The organism is Bacillus sp. NMCN1 (assembly GCF_002998085.1).
Lineage (GTDB): Bacteria > Bacillota > Bacilli > Bacillales > Bacillaceae > Bacillus.
The window spans coordinates 448,611-470,655 of record NZ_PVQL01000002.1; the positions used below are offsets into that span (position 1 = coordinate 448,611).

Annotated in this window: 20 protein-coding genes; 4 read left to right on the forward strand and 16 right to left on the reverse strand. The window is 43.4% G+C overall.

The genetic code is table 11. From position 1 onward, the window contains the following. Window positions 1–33: 33 nt before the first annotated feature. Window positions 34–2,811 carry a DEAD/DEAH box helicase gene (locus tag C6W21_RS12150; RefSeq protein ID WP_106050573.1) on the reverse strand — a complete coding sequence of 926 codons (2,778 nt, stop codon included), beginning with the start codon at window positions 2,809–2,811 and terminating at the stop codon, window positions 34–36. Beyond that, window positions 2,798–4,405 carry an SWIM zinc finger family protein gene (locus C6W21_RS12155; RefSeq protein WP_106056366.1) on the reverse strand — a complete coding sequence of 536 codons (1,608 nt, stop codon included), beginning with the start codon at window positions 4,403–4,405 and terminating at the stop codon, window positions 2,798–2,800. Before C6W21_RS12155 ends, C6W21_RS12150 begins: the two co-directional genes overlap by 14 nt. Before the next feature lie 186 nt (window positions 4,406–4,591). Between C6W21_RS12155 and C6W21_RS19035 the strand changes: the two genes are divergently transcribed. Then, window positions 4,592–4,735, forward strand: a complete 144-nt coding sequence (locus C6W21_RS19035) for a YwzD family small protein (protein ID WP_189318185.1) — start codon at window positions 4,592–4,594, stop codon at window positions 4,733–4,735. A gap of 116 nt (window positions 4,736–4,851) precedes the next feature. After that, the gene (locus tag C6W21_RS12160) at window positions 4,852–6,171 is read left to right on the forward strand and encodes a UDP-glucose dehydrogenase family protein (protein ID WP_106050575.1); all 1,320 of its coding nucleotides are present in this window, start codon (window positions 4,852–4,854) and stop codon (window positions 6,169–6,171) included. Between the two features lie 239 nt (window positions 6,172–6,410). Here the strand turns inward: C6W21_RS12160 and chrA are convergent, their stop codons facing one another. From chrA to alsS, 5 genes are all read right to left on the reverse strand, one after another. Continuing rightward, window positions 6,411–6,944 (reverse strand): chromate efflux transporter ChrA, encoded by a 534-nt coding sequence (gene chrA / locus C6W21_RS12165; RefSeq protein WP_106050967.1) that lies wholly within the window; start codon window positions 6,942–6,944, stop codon window positions 6,411–6,413. After that, window positions 6,944–7,534: a chromate efflux transporter ChrB gene (gene chrB, locus C6W21_RS12170; protein ID WP_189318186.1), complete on the reverse strand. Its 591-nt coding sequence runs from the start codon at window positions 7,532–7,534 to the stop codon at window positions 6,944–6,946. Before chrB ends, chrA begins: the two co-directional genes overlap by 1 nt. A gap of 7 nt (window positions 7,535–7,541) precedes the next feature. Beyond that, window positions 7,542–8,018, reverse strand: coding sequence for a chromate efflux transcriptional regulator ChrS (gene chrS, locus C6W21_RS12175; protein ID WP_106056368.1), 477 nt, complete (start codon window positions 8,016–8,018; stop codon window positions 7,542–7,544). A gap of 153 nt (window positions 8,019–8,171) precedes the next feature. Next, window positions 8,172–8,942: an acetolactate decarboxylase gene (budA, locus tag C6W21_RS12180; RefSeq protein ID WP_106050577.1), complete on the reverse strand. Its 771-nt coding sequence runs from the start codon at window positions 8,940–8,942 to the stop codon at window positions 8,172–8,174. A 35-nt stretch (window positions 8,943–8,977) separates the two neighbouring features. After that, the gene (gene alsS / locus C6W21_RS12185) at window positions 8,978–10,678 is read right to left on the reverse strand and encodes an acetolactate synthase AlsS (RefSeq protein WP_106050578.1); all 1,701 of its coding nucleotides are present in this window, start codon (window positions 10,676–10,678) and stop codon (window positions 8,978–8,980) included. A gap of 150 nt (window positions 10,679–10,828) precedes the next feature. Between alsS and alsR the strand changes: the two genes are divergently transcribed. Both alsR and C6W21_RS12195 read left to right on the forward strand, forming a co-directional pair. After that, complete coding sequence (gene alsR / locus C6W21_RS12190) at window positions 10,829–11,725, forward strand: acetoin biosynthesis transcriptional regulator AlsR (RefSeq protein WP_106050579.1); 897 nt, start codon at window positions 10,829–10,831, stop codon at window positions 11,723–11,725. A 49-nt stretch (window positions 11,726–11,774) separates the two neighbouring features. Next, complete coding sequence (locus tag C6W21_RS12195) at window positions 11,775–12,392, forward strand: flavin reductase family protein (RefSeq protein WP_106050580.1); 618 nt, start codon at window positions 11,775–11,777, stop codon at window positions 12,390–12,392. A gap of 37 nt (window positions 12,393–12,429) precedes the next feature. On the opposite strand, the gene rbsB is transcribed toward C6W21_RS12195, so the two are convergent. The 9 genes from rbsB to C6W21_RS12240 form a co-directional block, all read right to left on the reverse strand. After that, window positions 12,430–13,347 (reverse strand): ribose ABC transporter substrate-binding protein RbsB, encoded by a 918-nt coding sequence (rbsB, locus tag C6W21_RS12200; RefSeq protein WP_106056370.1) that lies wholly within the window; start codon window positions 13,345–13,347, stop codon window positions 12,430–12,432. A 13-nt stretch (window positions 13,348–13,360) separates the two neighbouring features. Continuing rightward, window positions 13,361–14,314, reverse strand: coding sequence for a ribose ABC transporter permease RbsC (rbsC, locus tag C6W21_RS12205; RefSeq protein ID WP_003215300.1), 954 nt, complete (start codon window positions 14,312–14,314; stop codon window positions 13,361–13,363). A gap of 1 nt (window position 14,315) precedes the next feature. Beyond that, entirely contained in the window at window positions 14,316–15,797 is a 1,482-nt protein-coding gene (locus tag C6W21_RS12210) for a sugar ABC transporter ATP-binding protein (RefSeq protein ID WP_106050583.1), read from the reverse strand. Between the two features lie 15 nt (window positions 15,798–15,812). Next, window positions 15,813–16,205, reverse strand: coding sequence for a D-ribose pyranase (gene rbsD / locus C6W21_RS12215; RefSeq protein WP_106050584.1), 393 nt, complete (start codon window positions 16,203–16,205; stop codon window positions 15,813–15,815). Next, a complete protein-coding gene (gene rbsK / locus C6W21_RS12220; protein WP_106050585.1) occupies window positions 16,202–17,080 on the reverse strand; it encodes a ribokinase in 879 nt (292 codons plus the stop codon). Before rbsK ends, rbsD begins: the two co-directional genes overlap by 4 nt. Beyond that, window positions 17,077–18,063, reverse strand: a complete 987-nt coding sequence (locus C6W21_RS12225; protein ID WP_106050586.1) for a LacI family DNA-binding transcriptional regulator — start codon at window positions 18,061–18,063, stop codon at window positions 17,077–17,079. The genes rbsK and C6W21_RS12225 overlap by 4 nt, the downstream gene beginning before the upstream one ends. A 117-nt stretch (window positions 18,064–18,180) precedes the next feature. Further along, window positions 18,181–19,323, reverse strand: a complete 1,143-nt coding sequence (locus C6W21_RS12230) for a Ger(x)C family spore germination protein (RefSeq protein WP_106050587.1) — start codon at window positions 19,321–19,323, stop codon at window positions 18,181–18,183. Then, window positions 19,313–20,410, reverse strand: a complete 1,098-nt coding sequence (locus tag C6W21_RS12235) for a GerAB/ArcD/ProY family transporter (RefSeq protein ID WP_106056372.1) — start codon at window positions 20,408–20,410, stop codon at window positions 19,313–19,315. Before C6W21_RS12235 ends, C6W21_RS12230 begins: the two co-directional genes overlap by 11 nt. Then, window positions 20,400–21,881, reverse strand: a complete 1,482-nt coding sequence (locus C6W21_RS12240) for a spore germination protein (RefSeq protein ID WP_106056374.1) — start codon at window positions 21,879–21,881, stop codon at window positions 20,400–20,402. Before C6W21_RS12240 ends, C6W21_RS12235 begins: the two co-directional genes overlap by 11 nt. Window positions 21,882–22,045 lie beyond the last annotated feature (164 nt).

The window sequence follows — 22,045 nt, forward strand, 5'->3', positions numbered from 1 at the left end:
TCATGCTTGAGAAAAGTCCTCTTTTTGCTTGGATTAAGATGATTGAGCGGCGGCACTTAATGTGAATAAATCTTCTAGTTCGTTCGTCGATAGCTCTGTAATCCAGCTTTCACTTTGGATAATTTGATCATTTAACGTTTGTTTTGTTTCGAGCATTTGATCGATTTTTTCCTCAATCGTGCCCGTTGTGATCATCTTATGGACGTGAACAAAACGTTTTTGTCCGATCCGATAAGCACGGTCGGTTGCTTGGTTTTCCACAGCAGGATTCCACCATCTGTCGTAGTGAATGACATGGTTTGCGGCAGTTAGGTTAAGTCCTGTTCCTCCTGCTTTTAAAGAGAGAATTAAGATGTTGAATTCTTTCTTCTGGAAACGGTCCACCATTTTATCCCGCTCCTGTTTTGACAGACTGCCATTTAAAAATTGAACTGGTTCTCCAAACATTTTTTCTGCCAGCTGCTTGATCATGTTCCCCATTCCAATATACTGCGTAAAGATGAGGCAGCTTTCTCCTTGCTCATGTATTGCTTTTAACAGCTCTGCGAGTTTATCCATTTTTAAGGAACGTTTCAGCAGTTTCACATCTGTTCCACTCTCTTTTAAATAGAGAGCCGGGTGGTCGCAAATCTGTTTGAGTCTGCCGAGCATACTTAAAATAATGGCTTTCCGCTGCATTCCTGTTAACGAAGCCATGTGTTCGAATGTATCCTTCACGAGCTGTTCATATAAAGAAGCCTGCTCAGCGGATAGCGGAATGAATTCTTTTTCTTCGAGTTTCTCAGGCAGGTTCAGGGCGACCTCTTCATCTTGCTTTGTTCTTCTTAATAGGAAGGGCTTTATCAGCTGTTGCAGCTGTTCAATTCTTTTTTCATCACGGTCTTTTTCAATCGGCAGGACGAACTTTTTATGAAAGCTCGTCAGGCTGCCGAGATATCCTTTGTTGACGAAGTCGAAAATGGACCAAAGCTCTGTCAAACGGTTTTCCATAGGTGTCCCGCTAAGGGCAATGTGATGCTGACCTTTGAGCTGTCTGATCGCTCTCGATTGTTTGGTATGGGCGTTCTTGATGTTTTGGGCTTCGTCTAAACAAATCGTATCCCACTTTGCTGACGTTAATTCATCACGATCAGAATGTGAGAGTCCGTAAGACGTCAGGACAATATCTGTTGACTCGTATGCCTTTGTAAAGTGTTCCCCTTGAGGGCGTGACGGCCCGTAATGCAAGGCAACATTCAAATGTGGTGCGAAGGTTTCAAGCTCTCGCTGCCAGTTTCCTAAAACAGAGGTCGGCGCAATGATGAGAGAGGGAGCGGCATTTTGCTCTTGCTCCTTCAAGTATGTGAAATACGCAATCATTTGAATCGTTTTTCCAAGGCCCATATCGTCTGCTAAACAAGCCCCAAATCCATGAGATCTTAAAAATAACAGCCAGTTGACACCATGCTGCTGATACGGCCTTAGTGTGCCTTTGAAGGACTCACTCATTTCGTAGGAAGGCAGCTCATGTGTATCATTTAACTGATGGACAAGCCCTCTTAATTGAGACGAAAGTTCAAATTGAATATGCGCAAATGCTGAGCTGTCTAGTAGCTCTGGAATCGATTCAGAGGATGCTTCTTGATCTGCCAGTTCGCGTGACAAAATATCAGACATGTGAAGCCCTTCATTTTCGGCACGCTCCATCCATTTTTTCATTTGCTGGATGAAGGTTGGATCGATTTTGATCCATTGCCCTCGAATGTTGACAAGGCGCCGTTTACTTTGGACAAGCTCGTTGAACTCATCTTCTGTCAGCTCGATGCCGTTTGTAGCAAAGCGCCAATTAAAATCCATTAATGCATCCATTCCGACATGCGACTCGCCTCGCGGGGTAGAGGAAATCCTTGCTTTTAGCATCATGGTGCTTTCTTTGACGATTTGCCACCACGATGGGAGCAGGATCTCAATGCCCATATTCACAAGTGTTTCACTTGCTTCAGATAGGAAGAGCCATGCCTCGTCTTCTGACATGAGCGTTGTGCCAGAAGTGAAAGAGAGCCAAGGTACAATTTGACCGAATCGCTCCAGCTCTCTTGAGATTTTATCTTGATACGGATGCCAAGACCTTTTTAATGAACGGATGCCCTCAAAAAAGTGAAGATCGCTGTTTTTCTTATCACGCAAAAATAATTCGATTTTCCACTCATCTCCGTCGAAATCCGGTTCATTTAAGCGCAAGCCGACAGTGAAAGGCGTTTCGTCATCAATCCAGCCAATCGTTTCCAAGAAATCCTGCTCATCTAAAAAATGTCCTTGGAAGGATGAGAGCGCAGGCGATTGTGCTGTCATGCGGTTCCATTTGTGCTGTAAGGCATCATCATATTGAATGTAATCCTGTACGGCAAAGGAGAACCAATCAGCCGTATAGCCATCTAATAGTCCTTCTTTGTCTTTAAAACGAAGCACACCTTTTGTCCACGCCTCGTAATCGGGAATGAAATCTTCATCCTCGATGAATTCATAAATGGTGGAGGCTGTCTTCATCAGTGGTTCCGTTTCATCGGTTAGTGTCACATGACTAAAGGTATTAAACGAATTTTTTCCTAACAGCTCAACGGTCATCCAAGGGCTTAGCAGGAAGGCAGGTGTGCCAATAAAGCTCACATCTTCTAAAAATGTTCCGTAAAAAGACGATTCGTGCCATTGGAAAAGCTGCCTCTTCATTTCATTAAGCGGAACAGGGTGTCCGTCCTCTGCTTGCGCTGAAATGGTGAAAGAGAAATCTTCTGTTTGTTCTGCATGAATGACAATTTGTTTATGGCGTGTCATCAATTAATTTTCCTTTCTTCATTTCCTCTTGGAACGCACGCAGCCGTTTCGTTGAATCCTGCAGCTGCTTGACATATCTTTCCCAAATCGCGGTTTTTTTCGTTTTATGATAAAGCGTGCGCAGTTTTTTTAGCATTTTCACAGATTCTCGATAAGCACTTCGATTCTTTTGATCGAGAAGCTGTGAGATTTCACGGTGGTACGATGGAATGAGCGCTTCAGGCTCCTCTTTTGCAATCTGTTTGATCAGATCCTTCTCCAGTTCACTGATGGAGAAACCAACAAGGCTGTGAATCTCAATCCATTCTGCATAACGCTGCTGTGCATATAATAGCTGACTATATTCAGTAAACGCATAGGGCATGCAGATTTGAAGGTAGCGTTCATATAAATGATGATCCTTCGTCTGCTTAAAGTATGCGTCTAAATAAAAGAAGAAATCACTGACGACTCCTCGCAGTTCTCTATAGGAAAGGTCGAGCTGGCAATATTCCTCTAAAATATAGGTGATCTCATGATACCAGAGCTTGAGCCGCTTCCAGTCCTTGCGGTTTGTAAGATCCTTCAGCCAATTGAGTACATTTGGTAGCATATCTGCATTGAGCAGCTGTAATTGCTGAAAGAGGCTTTCGTCTTCTTTCAGTAAATAATCCATGTGCATCAGTCCGATGGTACGTTCAACCGTTTGTTCTTGCTGCTGAGCGTTCTTCAGTAATTCTGTTTCTTTTTTAACCCATTTCCCTCTATTTAATATGGTGCCCCAAATCTCCATAAAGACCGCTACTCGTTCATGCTGGAAAGGTCCGTTTATTTGAAGAAGTGTCCGAACGGCAGTTGGTGTGTTTTCAAGAAACGGATCGAGGGAAAAGGAAAGGGCGTATGTCTTCAAGTGATCCACTGAATCGAAAATGGTGTTCATGAGCTGTTCTACATATGGATTCATGGAATAAAAGTCCTTCTCGGCATCAAGCCGGCCGAGGTCGATCAATTCATGAATCCTTAACCACACATCGATCGACGTATGAATCGCATACAAACTCTTGAATTCAGGTGAATGAGGTGCGTGTTTTTTTAGGATCGATAAATAGCCATAATACAAATGCTGCGGTGTTTGCTGGTGCTTTGGTGTCCGTTTCAGCCAGAGGTTAAATTCCTCTTGGAAAAAATTCAGCCAGCTTTGGAGTGATTGTTCGTCTGGGCGCTTCACTTGGAAGTGCTGGCGAATCAATTCTTTGCTGCGCTGTAATTCATCCTTTTCTGACCAATTTTCAGTAAATCCGGTCACACTCTCCACTTGAGCGTACAGCGAAAAGAAGACAGCGAGAATGTGTTTACAAAGTCCATCTGCCGGACATGAGCAACTGCTTCTCACAGGAAACAGCACATGAAGGTGGACTCTTGCTGCCATGACATCATGTACATAAGCTGACCATTCCGTATCAGATTCTTGCTTGAGACGATATACACTGTCCTGTCTATAAGTAATCAATGCTTTTTTGATGAGTTGTTTGTTTTCATCTGTTGCAGGAAGAAGTTCTTTGATCTGTTCGGCTGTTTGTTTGATTTCTTCCTCGTTGATGTTGTGCTGAAGCATTTGATCCGCTCCTAACCAAGTAAAAGATTCCAATTCTTTTATTATAGCTCAATGGTGATTTATAAAAAAGTTTTTCATGAAAATGGTCATAAATTTCAAAAGCTGTCGAATGATGTATTAGAGTATTGCATAAACCAACCATACAGCATATAATAATGAAATTAGTGGAATCGAAAGGATACCGACATGGATAATAAGGGTTTAAATCAAGAAGAGTTTTTAAAAATTTTGATGTACGCTCATGATATTGGTGAGAATTCAAATGATCTCACCACAAAAGAAATGCTTGAAAATTTGATTGCTCATATTCGAAATGGTCTTGTTTCATAAAAGTGACCCCCTGCTAGTGATGGCAGGGGGTTTTTGTATGCTTTTATGAATGGAACGAAAGCTCCCGGCATACGATGTCATTACAAGCATAAGGCGTATGGGGAGCTGATGGTGTCATGAATATTGCAATTGCAGGCTGTGGATATGTGGGGCTGGTCACAGGTGTGTGTTTAGCGGAGGCAGGGCACGATGTGGCGTGTATTGATATTGACCGGAGAAAGGTCATGCAGCTGAAACAGGGACAACCGCCAATGTATGAGCTAGGATTAAAAGAACTGCTGACACGCAATCTTGAGCAAGGACGAATTCAATTTCACATAAATGGAGAGGCAGCCTACCCGCGGGCTGATGTGTTAATGATTGCGGTCGGTACCCCGCAGCAGGCAGATGGCCAAGCTGATTTACAATATGTATTTCAAGCTGCAAAGGAGATGGGCACAAAAGCGAAATCAGGTGCGGTTCTTGTAGTGAAAAGTACGGTGCCTGTTGGAACGGGTGATCAAATCGAACAGATGATCCATCAAGAATTAGGAAGGAATGAGCTGTTACCTATTGCATCTAACCCAGAATTTTTACGGGAAGGCTCTGCCATTTCAGATACATTGAGGGCAGATCGGCTTGTCATTGGGGCTGAAACAAAAGCTGTATTAGACCGGCTAGAGGAGATGTATGCTGATTTCCACCTGCCAGTGGTCAGAACAGACCGAAAAAGTGCCGAGATGATCAAGTATGCATCAAATGCTTTTCTTGCGACCAAAATCAGCTTTATGAATGAGATTGCGTCCATTTGTGAAAAAACAGGTGCTGATGTTGAATGGGTTGCGCAGGGGATGGGGCTCGATCAGCGGATCGGTGCTTCGTTTCTCAAGGCGGGGATTGGCTACGGAGGTTCTTGTTTTCCAAAGGATACAAATGCACTTGTCCAAATCGCAGGGCATGTGTCCCATGATTTTGAGCTGCTAAAGGCTGTCATTAAAGTAAACAATGAGCAGCGAGCTGGTTTTATCCGAAGCATTCAGGATCGCCTTGGTGCAAATCTTGAAGGGAAGAAAATAGCGCTTCTTGGCCTGTCCTTTAAACCGAATACAGACGATATGAGAGAGGCGCCGTCGGTTCCGATCGCTCATGCACTCCATCAATTAGGCGCGGAGCTTGTGGCTTATGATCCTGTTGCCGCACGCCATGCCGCTCGTGAACTGCCGGATCAAGTCTTATTTGCCCAAACGATTGAAGAAGCGATAAAGGATGTCCATGCAGTTTGTATATTAACAGAGTGGACGGAGATTCAGACGTTTCCGCTCACGTCCTACAAGGAATGGATGAGACAGCCGCTTATTTTTGATGGGCGAAACTGCCATACGCTTGAAGCGGCAGAACAAGCAGGAGTCGAGTATCATTCGATTGGGCGCAAACCGGTTTCTCCAATATATATGTAAAAGAAAACCGATAACAGGCCATGTTATCGGTTTCAGCGTGTAGACAAACCCTCGCATTCGCCCGCAGTCTTGCGCGCTGGTGCTCACGAATGTCAAATTCGCTCTGCTTCGGTGCTCGTCCTTCCTAGACTTCAAAGGTTTTCAATCACACTGAAAAGAAGACAAAGGGCTAAAATAAAGATCATTTTAGCCCTTTGTCAACAATTTGTAACCGATAACAGGTCATGTTATCGGTTTTTTTAATGCGGCAGAATGAATCCGCCATATAAAAAGGCAGCCACAATGAGGAAGGCAGGGTGCATTTTGAATTTGCTCATAAAGAAAAAGGAGATCGCGGCAATGGCGAGTGATTGCGTCCAGCCGATGGCTTTCACTGCATCTCCGCCGATTTCCCATGTTAATAAAAGCATCATCATCGCAATGACAGGCTGTACGGATAAGGTCATGCCTTTTACGACAGGGGATTGGCGAAAGCGGTCAATCAGCTTGAGCAATAAAATCAATCCAATGGCTGATGGAAGTACAGTTGCAAGCAGTGCCACGATAAAGCCCGGCCAGCCCATGACGTCATAGCCGACATATGCTGCGATCTTCGTAGCAATTGGTCCTGGCAGTGCATTGGCTAAAGCAAGCATATTGGAGAACCCTTCGTTCGTCATCCAATGAAAATGATTGACGATTTCTTCATAATTAAGCGGGATGGATGCAGGTCCTCCGCCATATCCTAATAGATTGGACAAGAAGAATGCCCAGAATAAAAAGAGAATCAGCATCATGAAGACACTCCTTTCTCTTTATTTGTTCGATTCCAGCGTTGTTTCAGTTTGAAATGAAAAGCGCCATAGAATAAAAAGATGATGACAATGATTCCTGGATGAATGGACAGCACCTGCAGTCCGATAAAGGCAAGGAGGAACAGAGCGATCCCGAAGATCATTCCGAAGCCTTTCAGCGTTTTTTGTCCAAACTCGTATGCCATGATCCCGAGCAGGACGGCAATAACTGGTGTCACGGCGCCAATCATATTTTGAATGATTTGTGAGGAGCTTAAGACGCTGACAAGTGTGACGAGTGCCACCATGGCGAGACATGTCGGTAAAATATGAGCAGCTGTTGCGACAATTGCGCCGGATACACCCTTCAATCGATAGCCGAGATATGCCGACATTTTGGTCGCAATCGGACCTGGTAATGCATTGGCGATGGCGAGTGTTTCTCCAAACTCGTCATCATTGATCCATTGATATTTCACCACCGCCTCATGGCGAATGAGCGGTATGACGGAGGGACCTCCGCCAAAACCGAGAATACCGGTTCGCATCATAGCGATGATGAGTTCGATATATGATTGCAAGTGCTTCAACTCCTGTCTACAATTTCATGCCCATTCGGCTTTTGTACCGTTTAATGAGCATTTGGCAGTCCACACTCACGACGCCTTCTAGCGGGTATAGCTTTTTTGTCAGGAATGTTTCCATTTCTTGTTCATTTTGAAAAATGCCATGCATATGCAGCTTGCTTGGCCCTGTCATGTGATAAAGGCTTGTGACAGCTGTTTCCTGCTCAAGCTGAAGGGCTACTGCTTCTAAAAATTTCGGCTCAACCTCTACATTAAAGAAGACAGAAACATGAATGCCGATCTTAGCAGGATTGATGACAGTTGTGAATCGTTCAATGACGCCTGCTTCAATCAGCTGCTGAATGCGGGCTTGCACAGCTACACGTGAAAGACCGACTTGTTTCCCGAGATCTGTATAGGACATACGCCCGTCCTCGTGTAATAGAGATAAAATTTGTTTATCCCTTTCATCTAATGTTAGGTTCGAAATGCTATAGTCGTTGGACATCATATGACCACCTTTCTTCTGTTGATATTTTATCATATTTCATTACGAATAGAATGATTGAGTTTCAATTTACTAACGAAATGAAATGACATGAAATGATAAGTAGTCTTTTTGCATAAAAAGACACCCCGGAATCACCGAGGTGTCTTTATTTTATTGATCTGGACTGCTTTCCGCACTGGCAATTTGCTGTGCGAGGTCAGCTCGATCAATGTCTGCTTTGAAGAATTCCTGCGTATTTGGCAGATGTAAATTCATATGACGTTTTTGAGAAATTCGGATGGTCACTTGATCAACGGTGTAATCAAATACGTGTCCGCCGACACTTCGATCGTCATCAATGAAATGAAGATGATATCCACTCACCGCAATACCATGTGCGTACTGCGGTGTACGGAAACCAGCGATCGTTCCTTGAATATCCTCGAAATCGAAGATGGGCTGTGACTTGACTGCTTCCACCATCGGAACGTAAGGTTTTTTCTGTTTTTCGACCGTACGTGTTTGAACCTTTTTGAATGATCCATCAATGCGGATCGCATAAAAAACATTCTTACTAGGTAAAATGCGGTCGATTTCTTCTTCTAGCTCTTTGCTCGTCATGGTTGCATCAATTCGATGAACGATATCTGTTTCAAAGAATGCTAGAGAGCAGAATGGTGAATAGTCTTGATCGGTAACCGGTGTCGCTGTTCCATCCGAGCGCAGTCGATAAAATGCGCCGTCAAAGCCAATCAGCTCTCCATCTAATTGATTGAATGTACCAATGCCGAAATCACCGTGTTCAGGAATATGTGCAAGGGAGAAATCTCCATCATATACGGCTTCCAGCAAAGAGGTCATCGTTGATACTTGATAAACCTCTTGCTGTTTGTCATGTTGTCTTGTGTCGTTCTGTTGATTCATTGGGTGCATCATACCCATATCCGCTCACTCCTTTAATGTAATGTATCGAAGTCTTATCTGACGTTCATTGTGTGTTTTGCGCGAAAGACTTCTGGCCATTTTTGACTGGCGAGGTCTGGGTTGTCTTGATAGTCAATCGGAATATCAATAATAACGGGTCCTTCTATGTTTATACCCTTTTGAAGGACAGTTGAAAGCTCTTCAGGTGAGTTAACCCGTAATCCAGTCGCTCCAAAGCTTTCCGCATATTTCACTAAATCGATCTGCCCGAATTCAACGCAGGATGTGCGGTCATATTTCATTTCCTGCTGAAACGCCACCATGTCGTATGTGCTGTCATTCCAAACAAGGTGAACGAGATTGGTTTTCATGCGGACGGCTGTTTCTAGCTCCATTGCAGAGAAGAGAAAACCGCCATCACCTGAGACCGAAATGATCTTTTCATCTGGATTCAGTATGGAAGCCGCAATTGCCCACGGTAAGGCAACGCCTAATGTTTGCATGCCGTTGCTCACGAGAAATGTGTTTGGCTCATAGACGCGGAAGTGACGAGACATCCAAATCGCGTGCGATCCGATATCACATGTCACTTTCGTGTCATCAGGAATCTGGCGTCTTAATGTATGAATGACATCCAGCGGGTGAGATAGATGACTTTCTCTTTTCGGTGCTTTTTCGATGTCGCATAACAGTTCCTGTAATTCAGTGACTAATTCAATTTGTTCTTTGCATAGAGAAAGTGGAACACTGTCATGGGCTAGATGTTTAACGGTTTCAGCTATATTGCCGACAAGCTCAAGCGCTGGCTCATAAAAATGATCAATATCTGCCTGCATGTCATCCACATGGATGATCTGGCGCTGCTGCGGCTGAATATTCCAATGCTTCGGATCATATTCAATTGGATCAAAGCCGATGGTCAAAAGGACATCTGCTTGTTCAATGAGTAGATCCCCCGGCTGGTTACGGAATAAGCCGATTCTGCCTACATATTGAGACTCAAGCTCTCTTGAGAGAACGCCGGCTCCTTGGTACGTTTCGACAAATGGAATCCCAAGTGTTTTCAATAATGTTCTTGTGGCGTTTGCAGCAGCTGGACGACTTGCTTTCATTCCCACAATCGCAACAGGTAAGTGTGCATTTTGAATTTTGGCAATGGCCGAACTGATGAGAGCATCTGGTGCAGGACCTAGTTCTGGAGAAGGGTGAGCAGACACTGGTGTTTGTGTGGTGTGTTCTGTCACGACATCTTGTGGAAAGCTGATAAATGCTGCTCCAGCCTGCCCCTTTTGTGCCGCGCGAAAAGCATTTGTTAAGGCTTCGGGTATATTATGAACGTCTTGTACTTCAACACTGTATTTTGTAACTGGTTTGAATAATGCCGCATTGTCGAGTGATTGATGTGTTCGTTTGAGCCGATCCGCACGAATGACGTTTCCAGCGATTGCAACAACAGGGTCACCTTCTGTATTGGCTGTTAATAGACCTGTCGCTAAATTAGATGCACCAGGACCTGATGTGACGAGACAAACACCTGGTTTGCCGGTTAAGCGGCCGACAGCGGCTGCCATAAAGGCTGCATTTTGTTCGTGTCTGCATAGGACAAGTTCTGGACCTCTGTCTTTTAATACATCAAATACGGCGTCAATTTTTGCACCTGGAATCGCAAAAACGTGGGTCACACCTTGAGCAATCAGCGTATCGACAATCAATTCTGCTCCTCGTCTTGTTAGGGGTTGTGCTTGAGAATTCATTTACCCCGCACTCCTTTCGGCAAGTAAAATTTTTTATGAAAATATATTTTCATGATATGATTTACTATACATTTCAAAAAGTAAGATTTCCAATATATGTTTAACGTGGTTTTGATATGTTTCACGAATAAGTGTGCGAGGGGTGAAAGGATGGAACTGAGACATTTGCAGTATTTTGTCACAGTAGCGGAGGAGCTGCATTTTGGCAGAGCAGCCGCACGGTTGAATATGACACAGCCTCCACTTAGTCAGCAAATTAAGCAGTTTGAAGAAGAATTGGGGTTTCCTTTGTTTCACCGGTCGAAGCGAGTGGTGGAGTTAACAGCTGCAGGAAAGGTCTTTTTACATGAGGTGCGGGGGGTGCTGCAGCAGCTTGATAAAGCCGTTGATCATGCCCGGCATACAGCAAGAGGAGAGCTGGGGAAAATTATCATAGGGTTTGTGGGAACAGCGACGTATGATATTCTGCCGCCAGTTGTACGCGAATTCAGAGAGCTGTATCCCTCTGTCAGTATTGAACTGAAGCAGCTTTCTGTTCCGCAGCAGCTAGGGGCGCTTTTAAATGGGGAGATTGATATCGGTTTTTTACATCCTACATCTCCGCATGAAGAACTGGTCAGCCGTTTGATGAAGCAAAGTGAATGTATTTTTGCGATTCCGAAAAATCATCCGCTGGCGAAAAAAGAGGCAGTCACAATCGAAGATATCCGTCATGAACCGATTATTTCTTTATCAAAGCAATCATGGCCGTCCCTTTATCAGCACTTTGTACTGCTATGTGAAAAGTACGGATTTTCTCCGAATATCGTGCAGGAAGCGGCGGAATATCAAATGGTCATTGGCCTTGTCACAGCGGGTATCGGCATTGCGGTCATTCCAAAATCAGCCCGGCGTTTATTTAACCTAGATGTTGAGTATCGGTCCATTGAAGGTGAACAGCTTCTGGCGGAATGGACGATTTCCTATAGACGAGAAAATCATAATCCTGCTTTATTTCATCTTGTCCACCATATCCTGCATCGCACCGAGTCGGAATCAAAGGCATAGAAAAAGGGTATGGTATGATGTCGTTACACCAAAAGGAGGCGTGTCTGAATTGATTACGTTGCAAGTGGATCAGCTGTCACGGAAAGAAGCATATAAATTATTATCTGGCTCTATTGTTCCAAGACCGATTGCGTTTATTACAAGTCTGTCTAAAGATGATGTCGTCAATGCCGCACCATTTAGTTTCTTTAATGTCATCAGCGGACACCCGCCGCTCCTCGCAGTTTCTATTGGACGACGCGAAGGACAAATGAAAGACACAGCACAGCATATTATTGACAGAGAAGAATTTGTGGTCCATGTGAGTGATGAAGCGATGATAGAAGATATTAATGAAACAGCTGCTACGCTGCCGCAGGAAGAGAGTGAGCTGGATCGAACCGGTCTTCATCAAGTAAAGAGCCATGTCGTTTCAGTGCCGGGGATAAAGGAAGCGCGCATTCGCTTTGAATGTCAGCTCGAAAAGCATCTCACCTTTCAAAATGATGAAGGGGAGATCACAGTCGATCATATCATTGGCCGGGTTGTGTGTGCGCATGTAGATGAGGCTGTTTATGATGCGGAAAAAGGATATGTTTCGACTCATGAATTGAAGCCAGTCGCCCGTTTAGCGGGAAATGATTATGCTCATTTAGGGACGTCATTTGTGCTGAAAAGACCAGAATAATAGGAAAAACCCCCGAGGGAAATCGGGGGTTTTATGTTTATTTTTTCTGTTCTAGTTTCAGTGGCGCTGCGATGTTCTTTTCTACTTTTTCCCCTTTTAAGACGTCGTTTGCAGCGCCGACTGCTAGTTTCCCGATCAGCTCTGGCTGCTGGGCGACTGTTGCAGATAATTTTCCTGCTTTGATCGAGTTGAGTGCATCTTCGTTTCCGTCAAAGCCAACGACGAGAATGTCTTTCCCAGAGCTTTGGATCGCCTCTAGAGCGCCAAGTGCCATTTCATCATTGTGGGCAAAAACGGCTTTGATGTCAGGGTTTCCTTGAAGGAGGTTTTCCATGACGTTCAATCCTTTTGTCCGATCGAAGTCAGCCGCTTGTTTTGCTGTCACTTTTAGATCTTTATCCGCTATTTGATGGAATCCTTTTCCGCGCTCACGTGTAGCGGAAGCGCCTGGTACACCTTCTAATTCAGCAACTTTTGCTCCTTTACCGACCTTGTCGATGATAAAGTTAGCTGCCATTTCGCCGCCTTTGACATTATCTGAGGCGACCAGTGCTTCTACCTTACCGCTTTCTGCTGAGCGGTCTAATGTGATGACAGGAATATCTGAAGCATTCGCTGATTCGACAGCAGTTGATATGGCAGATGAATCCGCTGGGTTGATGAGTAATGCGTCGACCCCTTGCTGAATTAAATCTTCTACGTCACTTGTTTGTTTAGCTGAATCATTTTGTGCATCGGCAATGACCACTTCGATGCCGAGCTTTTTCGCTTCTTTCGTCACACCGTTTTTGAGAGAAACGAAGAATGGGTTATTTAAGGTCGAGATCGACAGCCCGATTTTGATGTCTTTTTTCTCCCCATCTTTTGTTGATTTGGCCCACTCTGGCGGTTCTAGCGAGCAGGCAGAAAGCATGAATAATGAGAGAGTCAGAATGAGAATGAGATATTTTTTCATAGCAGCTGCCTCCTTAAGCAGATTTCTTTCTGTCTAGTAGGACTGCAATCAAGATGACAATCCCTTTCACAACAGATTGATAGAATGATGATACACCAAGTAAGTTCATACCATTGTTCAGGACACCGATGATGAGCACCCCGATCAGTGTGCCGACAATTCGCCCTCTTCCGCCAGACAGGCTTGTCCCGCCAAGTACAACAGCAGCAATCGCATCAAGCTCATAGGATGTGCCAGCTGTTGGCTGAGCTGAGTTTAGGCGAGAGGTCAAAATGGCACCTGCTAAAGCAGACATGAAACCTGCCAATGAATAGATCATAATTTTTACGCGCGGTACTTTGATTCCTGAAATGAGCGCAGCTTTTTCATTTCCGCCGATGGCATACGTTCTTCTGCCGAAAGGTGTTTTATGAAGCAGCACCCAAAGTACGATAAAGGTGAGAAGCATCGTGATCGCTGGAACAGGAATGCCTAAGAAATATCCGCGGCCGAATAACTGAAAGGCATAGTTAGAACCGAGTCCTGTAATCGGATTTCCGTCTGTATAAACAAGTGTTAATCCTCTGAAAATTGTCATCGTGGCAAGTGTTGCGATAAAAGGGGCCATTTTTCCTTTTGTGATTAAAAGACCGTTGACCATCCCAAGAATAGCGCCGATGATACAGCCAACAATAATAGCTAAAATCGGGTCCATACCAGACACGATAAATCCGGCAGTCAGAGCACTAGAAAGTGCTAAAATGGCACCGACAGACAAATCAATTCCTCCGGTTAAAATAACAAACGTCATTCCAAAGGCAATGAGGGCATTAATGGAGATTTGTCTCAGTAAGTTTAAGATGTTTAATGGCTCTAAAAAGGCCGGGTTTAAAATAGAAACAATGGCGACAAGGATGATGAGTCCTAAGAATGGCCCAAGCTTTTGCATGATGTTGTCAAATCGTCCATTTGAAGTAAGTGGTTTCATGTTACTTCCCTCCTGTAGCAAGTGTCATAATTCGTTCTTGTGTTGCTTCTGCTTTATTTAATTCTCCGCTGATGGTTCCTTCATGAATGACAAGCACTCGATCGCTCATCCCTAGAACTTCTGGGAGCTCAGAGGAGACCATTAAAATGGCAACACCTCGATCAGTCAGTTCATTCATTAACTGGTAGATTTCTCGTTTCGCTCCGACATCGACACCTCTTGTCGGTTCATCTAAAATTAAGACCTTTGGCTGGATGCCGATCCATTTGGCGATGACGACTTTTTGCTGATTTCCACCAGAGAGACTTCGAGCAGATATTTCAGAGGAAGCCGTTTTAATCGTCAGTCTTTTGATGAGCAGATCGACAAAATCCTGTTCGTTTTTTTTATCAATCAGTCCTTTTGGAGAGAAGCTTTCTAAGTTTGGCAGACCAATGTTTTCTCGGATGGATGCATCCAGCATGAGTCCTTCATCTTTGCGATCCTCTGTGATAAAGCCGATGCCGAGCTTGACTGCATCACTTGGTTTTTTAATGATAGCCTTTTTTCCATGGACCCAGATTTCACCTTGATCAAGAGGATCAAGACCAAACAGCGCCCGCATCATTTCGGTCCTGCCAGCGCCCATTAAGCCTGCAACACCGACGATTTCTCCAGCTTTAACGGAGAAACTGATATCTTGAAATTGTCCTTTTCTTGTCGCTTGCTTCACTTCAAGGACAATATCTCCTAGAGAAGGCGTTCTCTCAGGGTATCGATCTGTTAATTCACGGCCGACCATTTTTTTGACAACCTCATGGAAATTTGTTTCAGGTATGGCTTTCGTATCGACCGTTTTCCCATCGCGCATGATGGTAATCCGGTCACAGATCGCAAAGATTTCCTCCATACGGTGAGAAATATAGACAATGGATACGTCTTCTTTTTTGAGAGATTCAATGACCTGAAAGAGCTTTTCAATCTCACGGTCCGTTAGAGCAGCTGTTGGCTCATCCATGATGATGACCTTCGCATCCGTCATTAATGCCTTTGCAATTTCAATCATCTGTTTTTGCCCAACAGAGCAGCTGCCTGCCTCTTGATCAAGCGAGAGGTTCACAGACAATCGATCCAGCTGGCTTTGGGCAAGAACCTTCATTTTCTTTGTGTCTAGCAATCCAAACTTCGTATAGATTTCTTTCCCGATGAATAGGTTCTCCAAGACGGTCATATCCGGCCAGATGTTGAGCTCCTGATGAATAAAGGCGATGCCGTGTTGTTCGGCTTCCTTCGGATTTTTGAAAGCGGTTTCTTTTCCGTCGATTTGAATCGTTCCTTGATCTAATGAATAAAGACCTGTGAGCAGGTTCATTAAAGTTGATTTTCCCGCGCCATTTTCGCCCATGAGCGCGTGGACCTCACCTGTGACGAGGTCAAAGGAGACCCCGGAAAGAACGGTGTTTTTTCCAAAGGCCTTATGGATGTTATGCATCTCAATGTTCATATCTGGCTCCTCCTTTTAAAAGATGACACCGGCATGAAGAATGCAGTTTGCGTATGGGGTGGCTTCACCCGTTCGAATGACTGCTTTTGCCTGTTTGGTCATGTCTTTGAACGTCTCGTGGTCTACATCATGTATTGGCTGTGAGAACGCTTTCTTTAGAAATAGATGATCTCGCTCATTGGCTTCTTTGATTTCACTAGCCACAGTCATGTTTTCAACCGCCATTTCCTGAAGAAGGAGGGAGGTGACCTCCTGGAAGGACGGTGTGCCGATTGATAACGCCAGGTCGATTTTGACTGGACCTTCTGGAATCGGCAGACCGCAGTCTGCGATGACGATTGTATCTGTATGACCAAGGTCAGCAAGTACCTTGGCGATATGACTGTTTAATATGCCGTTTTTTTTCATTTCTTTCTCTCCAGTTCTTCTCTTGTTGGCATGCCGCCTTGTGCACCGAACTTTGTGACAGACATTGATGCTGCAAGGTTGGCGAAGGCGAGCGCGTCATAGAGAGATTTGCCTTCTGTTAAGGCGACAGCCAAGGCTCCGTTAAAGGTATCACCTGCTCCTGTTGTATCAACTGCTTCGACTGGAAAGCCTGGAACTAGCACTTCTTTCAATCCGTCAAAATATCGAACCCCATTTTTCCCTTCTGTAATCAGTAATTTGTTAGGGTATTGACGCAAAGCGTCTTTAATTGGGAGTCCATCAAACATGAGAACAGCTTCGTGTTCATTCGGTGTAATATAGGCAGCCTGGTCTAAGATCTGCTGTGTGACTTTGCGGGCAGGTGCAGGGTTTAAAATCACAGGGATTTCTTTGTCGCTGCAAATGGAGCATACAGCCTCGACCGTTTCTTCAGGTATTTCCTGCTGAATGAGCACCATCCCAATATCATCTATTGTAGAAAGTGCCTCTCTTACATAGTCAGAAGTGACCTCGTCATTTGCCCCTTTGACCACGACAATGCTGTTATCACCTTCTGCTAAAATGATATGAGCGGTGCCGCTTTCCATTTCGGTAACCGGTTTCATATATGAGGTGCGGACCCCTTGATCTTGTAGATTGCTGACAATATCCTGACCATAAGCGTCATCACCGACCCGGCCGACCATGTATACATCTGCACCGAGTCTGGCACTTGCGACTGCTTGATTGGCGCCTTTTCCGCCTGGGACGGTTTTAAATGATTCGCCTAAAACTGTTTCACCGGCATTTGGCCGTTTATCCGATGTGACGACTAAATCCATAGAACAGCTTCCTACTACGACAATATGACTCATTGTGAATCCACCTTTCTTGTGGTCTCTCGTTCAATAAAAGAGACGGGCATTTGAATGACTGGTTGATCTATAGGTTGTTTCTGAATCGCTTTAATTAACAGATGTGCCGCTTCTTTTCCCATTTCATAGGCAGGCTGCCGAATCGTAGATAAGGAAGGGAAGAGCAGCTCACTTTGCGGGATATCATCAAATCCAATGATTTGAACATCATCTGGAATTGTTTTTCCGAATCGAAGTGCTTCGTGTATGACTGCTGTTGCAACGATGTCATTGCTGGCAATGATGCCATCTGTTTCAGGGTACAGCTGGAAAAGAGCCTTGGCGCTCTTGCGGGCTTCTTGAAAAGAAAACGAAGCATTAGACATCACATGAAAGTCAACACCTTTTTCGGTCAGTACATCGAGTGCGCCCTTGAATCGCTGCCTCGCTGTTTGAAGGTGAGCAGGTCCTTTTAGCAGTGTGATCTGCCGGCTGCCGCGCCTGATTAATTCCATTGCGGCCATTTTCCCGCCAGCTGCAGCATCTGCAGATACAGAAGGTGCATGTGGAACGGTTCGATCTAAGAACACAACCGGTAAATCATCAGCATGGTATAGATCTGATTCAGGTTCGTTTGTGACAGCGATGACACCGACCACTTGATTTTGTTTAAAGGTTTGTAAATAGGCCATTTCCTTCTCTCGATCTTCATCACTGTTTCCAAATAATAACCTAAAACCATGCGCATGAATTTCGTCCTCAACGCCTCTAGCGAGCTGAGGGAAGAAGGGATTCGTAATATCAGGTAAAATCAAACCGATTAAGCGGGATTCTCTTTTGAAAAGGGATCTAGCCACTTCATTGGGAAAGTAGTTCAACTCCTGCATCGCTTGTGTCACGCGGGTTTTCGTATCTGTATGGACATATCCAGTATCGTTGAGCACGCGTGAAACAGTAGCAACAGACACTTGTGCGGCTTTTGCAACATCTTTAATTGTAGCCAATGGAGTGCCTCCCTTCGTGAATGTGTAACCGTTTACATAGATAGATTATCACGAAAGTATCGAAATGACAATCTTAAAAAAATAAAAAAAGAAAAGAAAGATGACTTCTTCCTTTTCTTAGCTAGTAATACCTGTTTTTTTAATATTCACATTGATTTTTGGAATAATTTTCACCTTTGGATAATCGGTTACCCAGTTCATTTTCATATACTCATCATAATGTCTTACTCGATATTTTCTGCCAAGGCTTAGGACATCAGAATTTGCTTCTTGCAGCGCAGCAACGACTTTTTCGGCTTCTTTTGTCAAAATGGCTGAAAGCCTTTTGTTGAGCATTTCAATGGTCTTATCTGTATCTAGGTTATCTTTCGGGTACTCGAGTACAGAGGTCGTGAATTCATAATTGAGAGAAAATGTTAAATCTCGATGATCAGGATTCACAATCTCGATATCTCTCTTAGCACCTGTCACTTGAATGGTAATATAATTGTTTTCTTTAGATTTCATGTTACTTCCAACTTTTTTTGTGAAGGTTGCATAGCTCCCCATTTTCCCGTCCATCACGGTGAGCAGAATCGCATCTTGACCGTACAGTTCGCCTTTCTTTTTTTCATTATCAAATAGGGCTACACCTTTTACACTAATTAACTGCTTTGATTGATCGAAGTGAAGTAACGGCAGTGTGAAATCCTCTCCCGTTTGTAGCATTTTGGACCGGACATTTTGAATGTTTTTAGGTGCTACTAGGGAGGACTGTGATGCGGTAGTGATTAAGTTGTTTAAATAGTCGCTCACAATAAGTTTTTCCTTGAGCAGCTGGTTGATCAATTCCACACAGCTTCCCCCTTGAACCACAGCAAGGTTTGCGAGTAAAGGGCTTTTGGGATCTCGATAAAACATATCTAAATAGGGAAGAAGGCGATTTTGAGCAAATTCATCGCCGATCAGCATGACCCGCATTTTCGATATATCAATTTTTTGGTCGACAATCCGGCTAAAGTTGGTCCTTGCTTTTCTTAAAGTCGGTGCTTCAGTTGTAAGAACAGTGGTTGAATAGCTGCCTGTATTTCCTTGCTCCATACTTTGAGACTGCTGCACCTTTCGATAGGTAATTGAGAATTTCGCATTGTCTTCTTCTCCTTGATCGACAGCTGAAGTTAAGACAAGAGAGATGTTTTTTAACAAATTCTGATCCCAGCAGCCAGGCATGAATATAAGAGAAATACACATAAGCAGCGTCAGTATGTACTTATGACGCATGTGATTTCACCTTCCCTTTGCGATGTTTGATCAAGATGGTGATGGCCATAATGATCGGAAGTGTATAAATAACTGAATATTGAGAAAAAGTCGTAAAGTCATTAAAGCGCTGAATTCTAAAATTATCTTCTGCAAGAAAACAGCTAGCGACATAGATCAAAATGGCAAAATAATAGACATATTTTTTATGCTCTTTTTTCTTCAAAATGCTGGATACGCCATTTGCACAAAAGTAAAGATAATTGCTAAGTGTGGCAAGAATGTTAAACACCCAAAAACTGAGAAAAATTAAGTCTGTCCTCTCAATGACACCGAATGACATGGTCTTTAATAGATAGAGAACAGGGTTGGGAATGATATTAAGCTCAATTGGGCTGAAAAACATAAAACAAATTAATGTGATAAATAGGTAGTAAAGGGTTGTGCATATATTGGAAATGGTCATGACCTTATAACGTTCCTTGGTGGTACCCTTCATAAATGGAGAGATGATAAGAATCATCTCGAATCCATTCATGGACAGAACAACGTCCTTCAATCCAATTTGAAATTGAGAAAAATCTGTTTGGAAAAAAGGCATGAGGTAGTCGATATTCGTTCCTTTTAATGCATAAATCATCAATAGAGACAGCATGAGCAAAAAGGGAGTCAATATAAAGTTAAACCTGACAATTGCTGTGATCTTTTCCTTTGCGATGTAGACAATACATAACATCAGCAATAAATCAATGACCCAATTTGGCGTAAGCGGCAGCACCCATATTCCAAGAATTCTTGTGAAAATCGATAGAACAACAATGCAGACTGAGGCAAAGTATACTGTATAGAGTACTATCAAAGTACGACCGATCCATTTTCCGAATACGTTGATTAACGTTTGGAAAAAAGATGTGTCAGGATATTTATAAATAATGTAAATGAAAATGGTGTTGATGATTTGGATGAATAATCCGGCTAGAATAATTGCCATCCACCCATCGTGCCCCATATCCTTCATCAGCAGATGAGGAAGTCCTAAAATCCCTACACCAATTTGAGATTGGATGATAAAAAAGACCGCTTGAGATGGAGATATTTTATTTTTCATGTTTCTTTTCCCACCCTCTCAATTGTTCAATTTGTTTTTTCTTTTGCGGATTTAAATAAACAGGGCGCCGTTTGTACATCCACATAGGCAGTCGTATCACAGTATCTTTTAAATCCTGCCAGTTAAAGGGAGCAACTGGTGATAAGTACGGTATACCTAGTGATTCTAGGCGGCATAAATTCATGAGGACAATGGCTAGTCCAAATGAAATGCCAATAAAGCCAAACATTGAAGCCATGAACATGAGTGGGAAACGCAGCATCCTGATGGTAGACGTCATTTCAAACGAAGGAAGAACAAAGGAAGCAACAGCGGTCACGGCGACCACAACGATAAGAACATTCGAAATGAGTCCTGCTTTTACAACGGCATCCCCAATGACCAAACCTCCTACAATTCCAATCGTCTGACCAATTGGTTTTGGCAGACGTACCCCTGCCTCGCGTATGAGTTCAATGGTGATCTCCATTAGCATCGCTTCTATCAAAGGGGGAAATGGGATACCGATAATTGAATTTTTCATCGTTATGGCTAATTCATCTGGGACGACCTCATAATGAAAGCCAATGACAGCGATATAAAAAGATGGCAAAATGACTGCGATGATACAGGCAAGATAGCGGAGAACACGGATAAACGTAGCCGGAATCCAGCGGCTATTATAATCATCAGGTGATTGAAAGAAGCTAAAGAAGGTGACAGGAAGAATGATGGCCATCGGACTGCCATCCATCATCACCACAATTCGCCCTTCAAGGATTGCAGATCTCACCTTATCAGGGCGCTCTGTATCAATAAGCTGCGGGAAAATAGAAAATGAATCATCCTCAATCGCCTCAACAATAGAGCCAGGACTTAGCAGCGTGTCTACTTTAATAGAAGAAATCCGTTTGTTTACCTCTTCTACCTTTTCTTGATTAGCGATATCAGATATATAAACAGTCGCAAGCTTTGTTTCAGATTTTGTACCAATCTTATGATATTGGATAGCCAGTTTTCGATCATTTAAGTGTGAACGCAGCAAATATAAATTAGTATCTAAACTTTCGACAAATCCATCATGTGCGCCCGCAATAATACTTTCAGAAGAAGGCTCAGAAATAGAGCGCAGCGGCGGCTGTCCAACAGCAAACAATTTCATCTGCGAGGAATTTTCATCAAGAAAGGCAATGCTTCCTGCAATAATACTGTCAGTGATCAGTGTCAAATCACCTGTTTCAAGTGCACTAAGAGACTTTGTATAGTCCTGCTTTCCAGGAGGACCTAACAAGTTGCCGATAATGAAATCATTTAGTTTGCCTTCATCTATTCTTGTTTTAATAAAAAACAGAACAGATTTCGTTTCATTCACCATTAACTCTCGGTATTCAAAATCGCCGCTTTGCTGAAATGTTTTTTTCAGAATCCGGATTTTTTCCTCGAAGCTGCCTGATAAAAAATGCAACCGTGTTTGCTCATTGCTGTTTGGCATCTTTAGCCTCCTCTCACAGATTTTTTAACCTTAGTGTAAGCGGAGAAGCTGATTTTATTCGTCACCTTTGGGGAAAGCATGACATGAATTGACAACTTTCAACTAAAATCATATTAAAAATGTTAAGAAATGATGAATCTTGATAAAAACAAATGAATAATGTT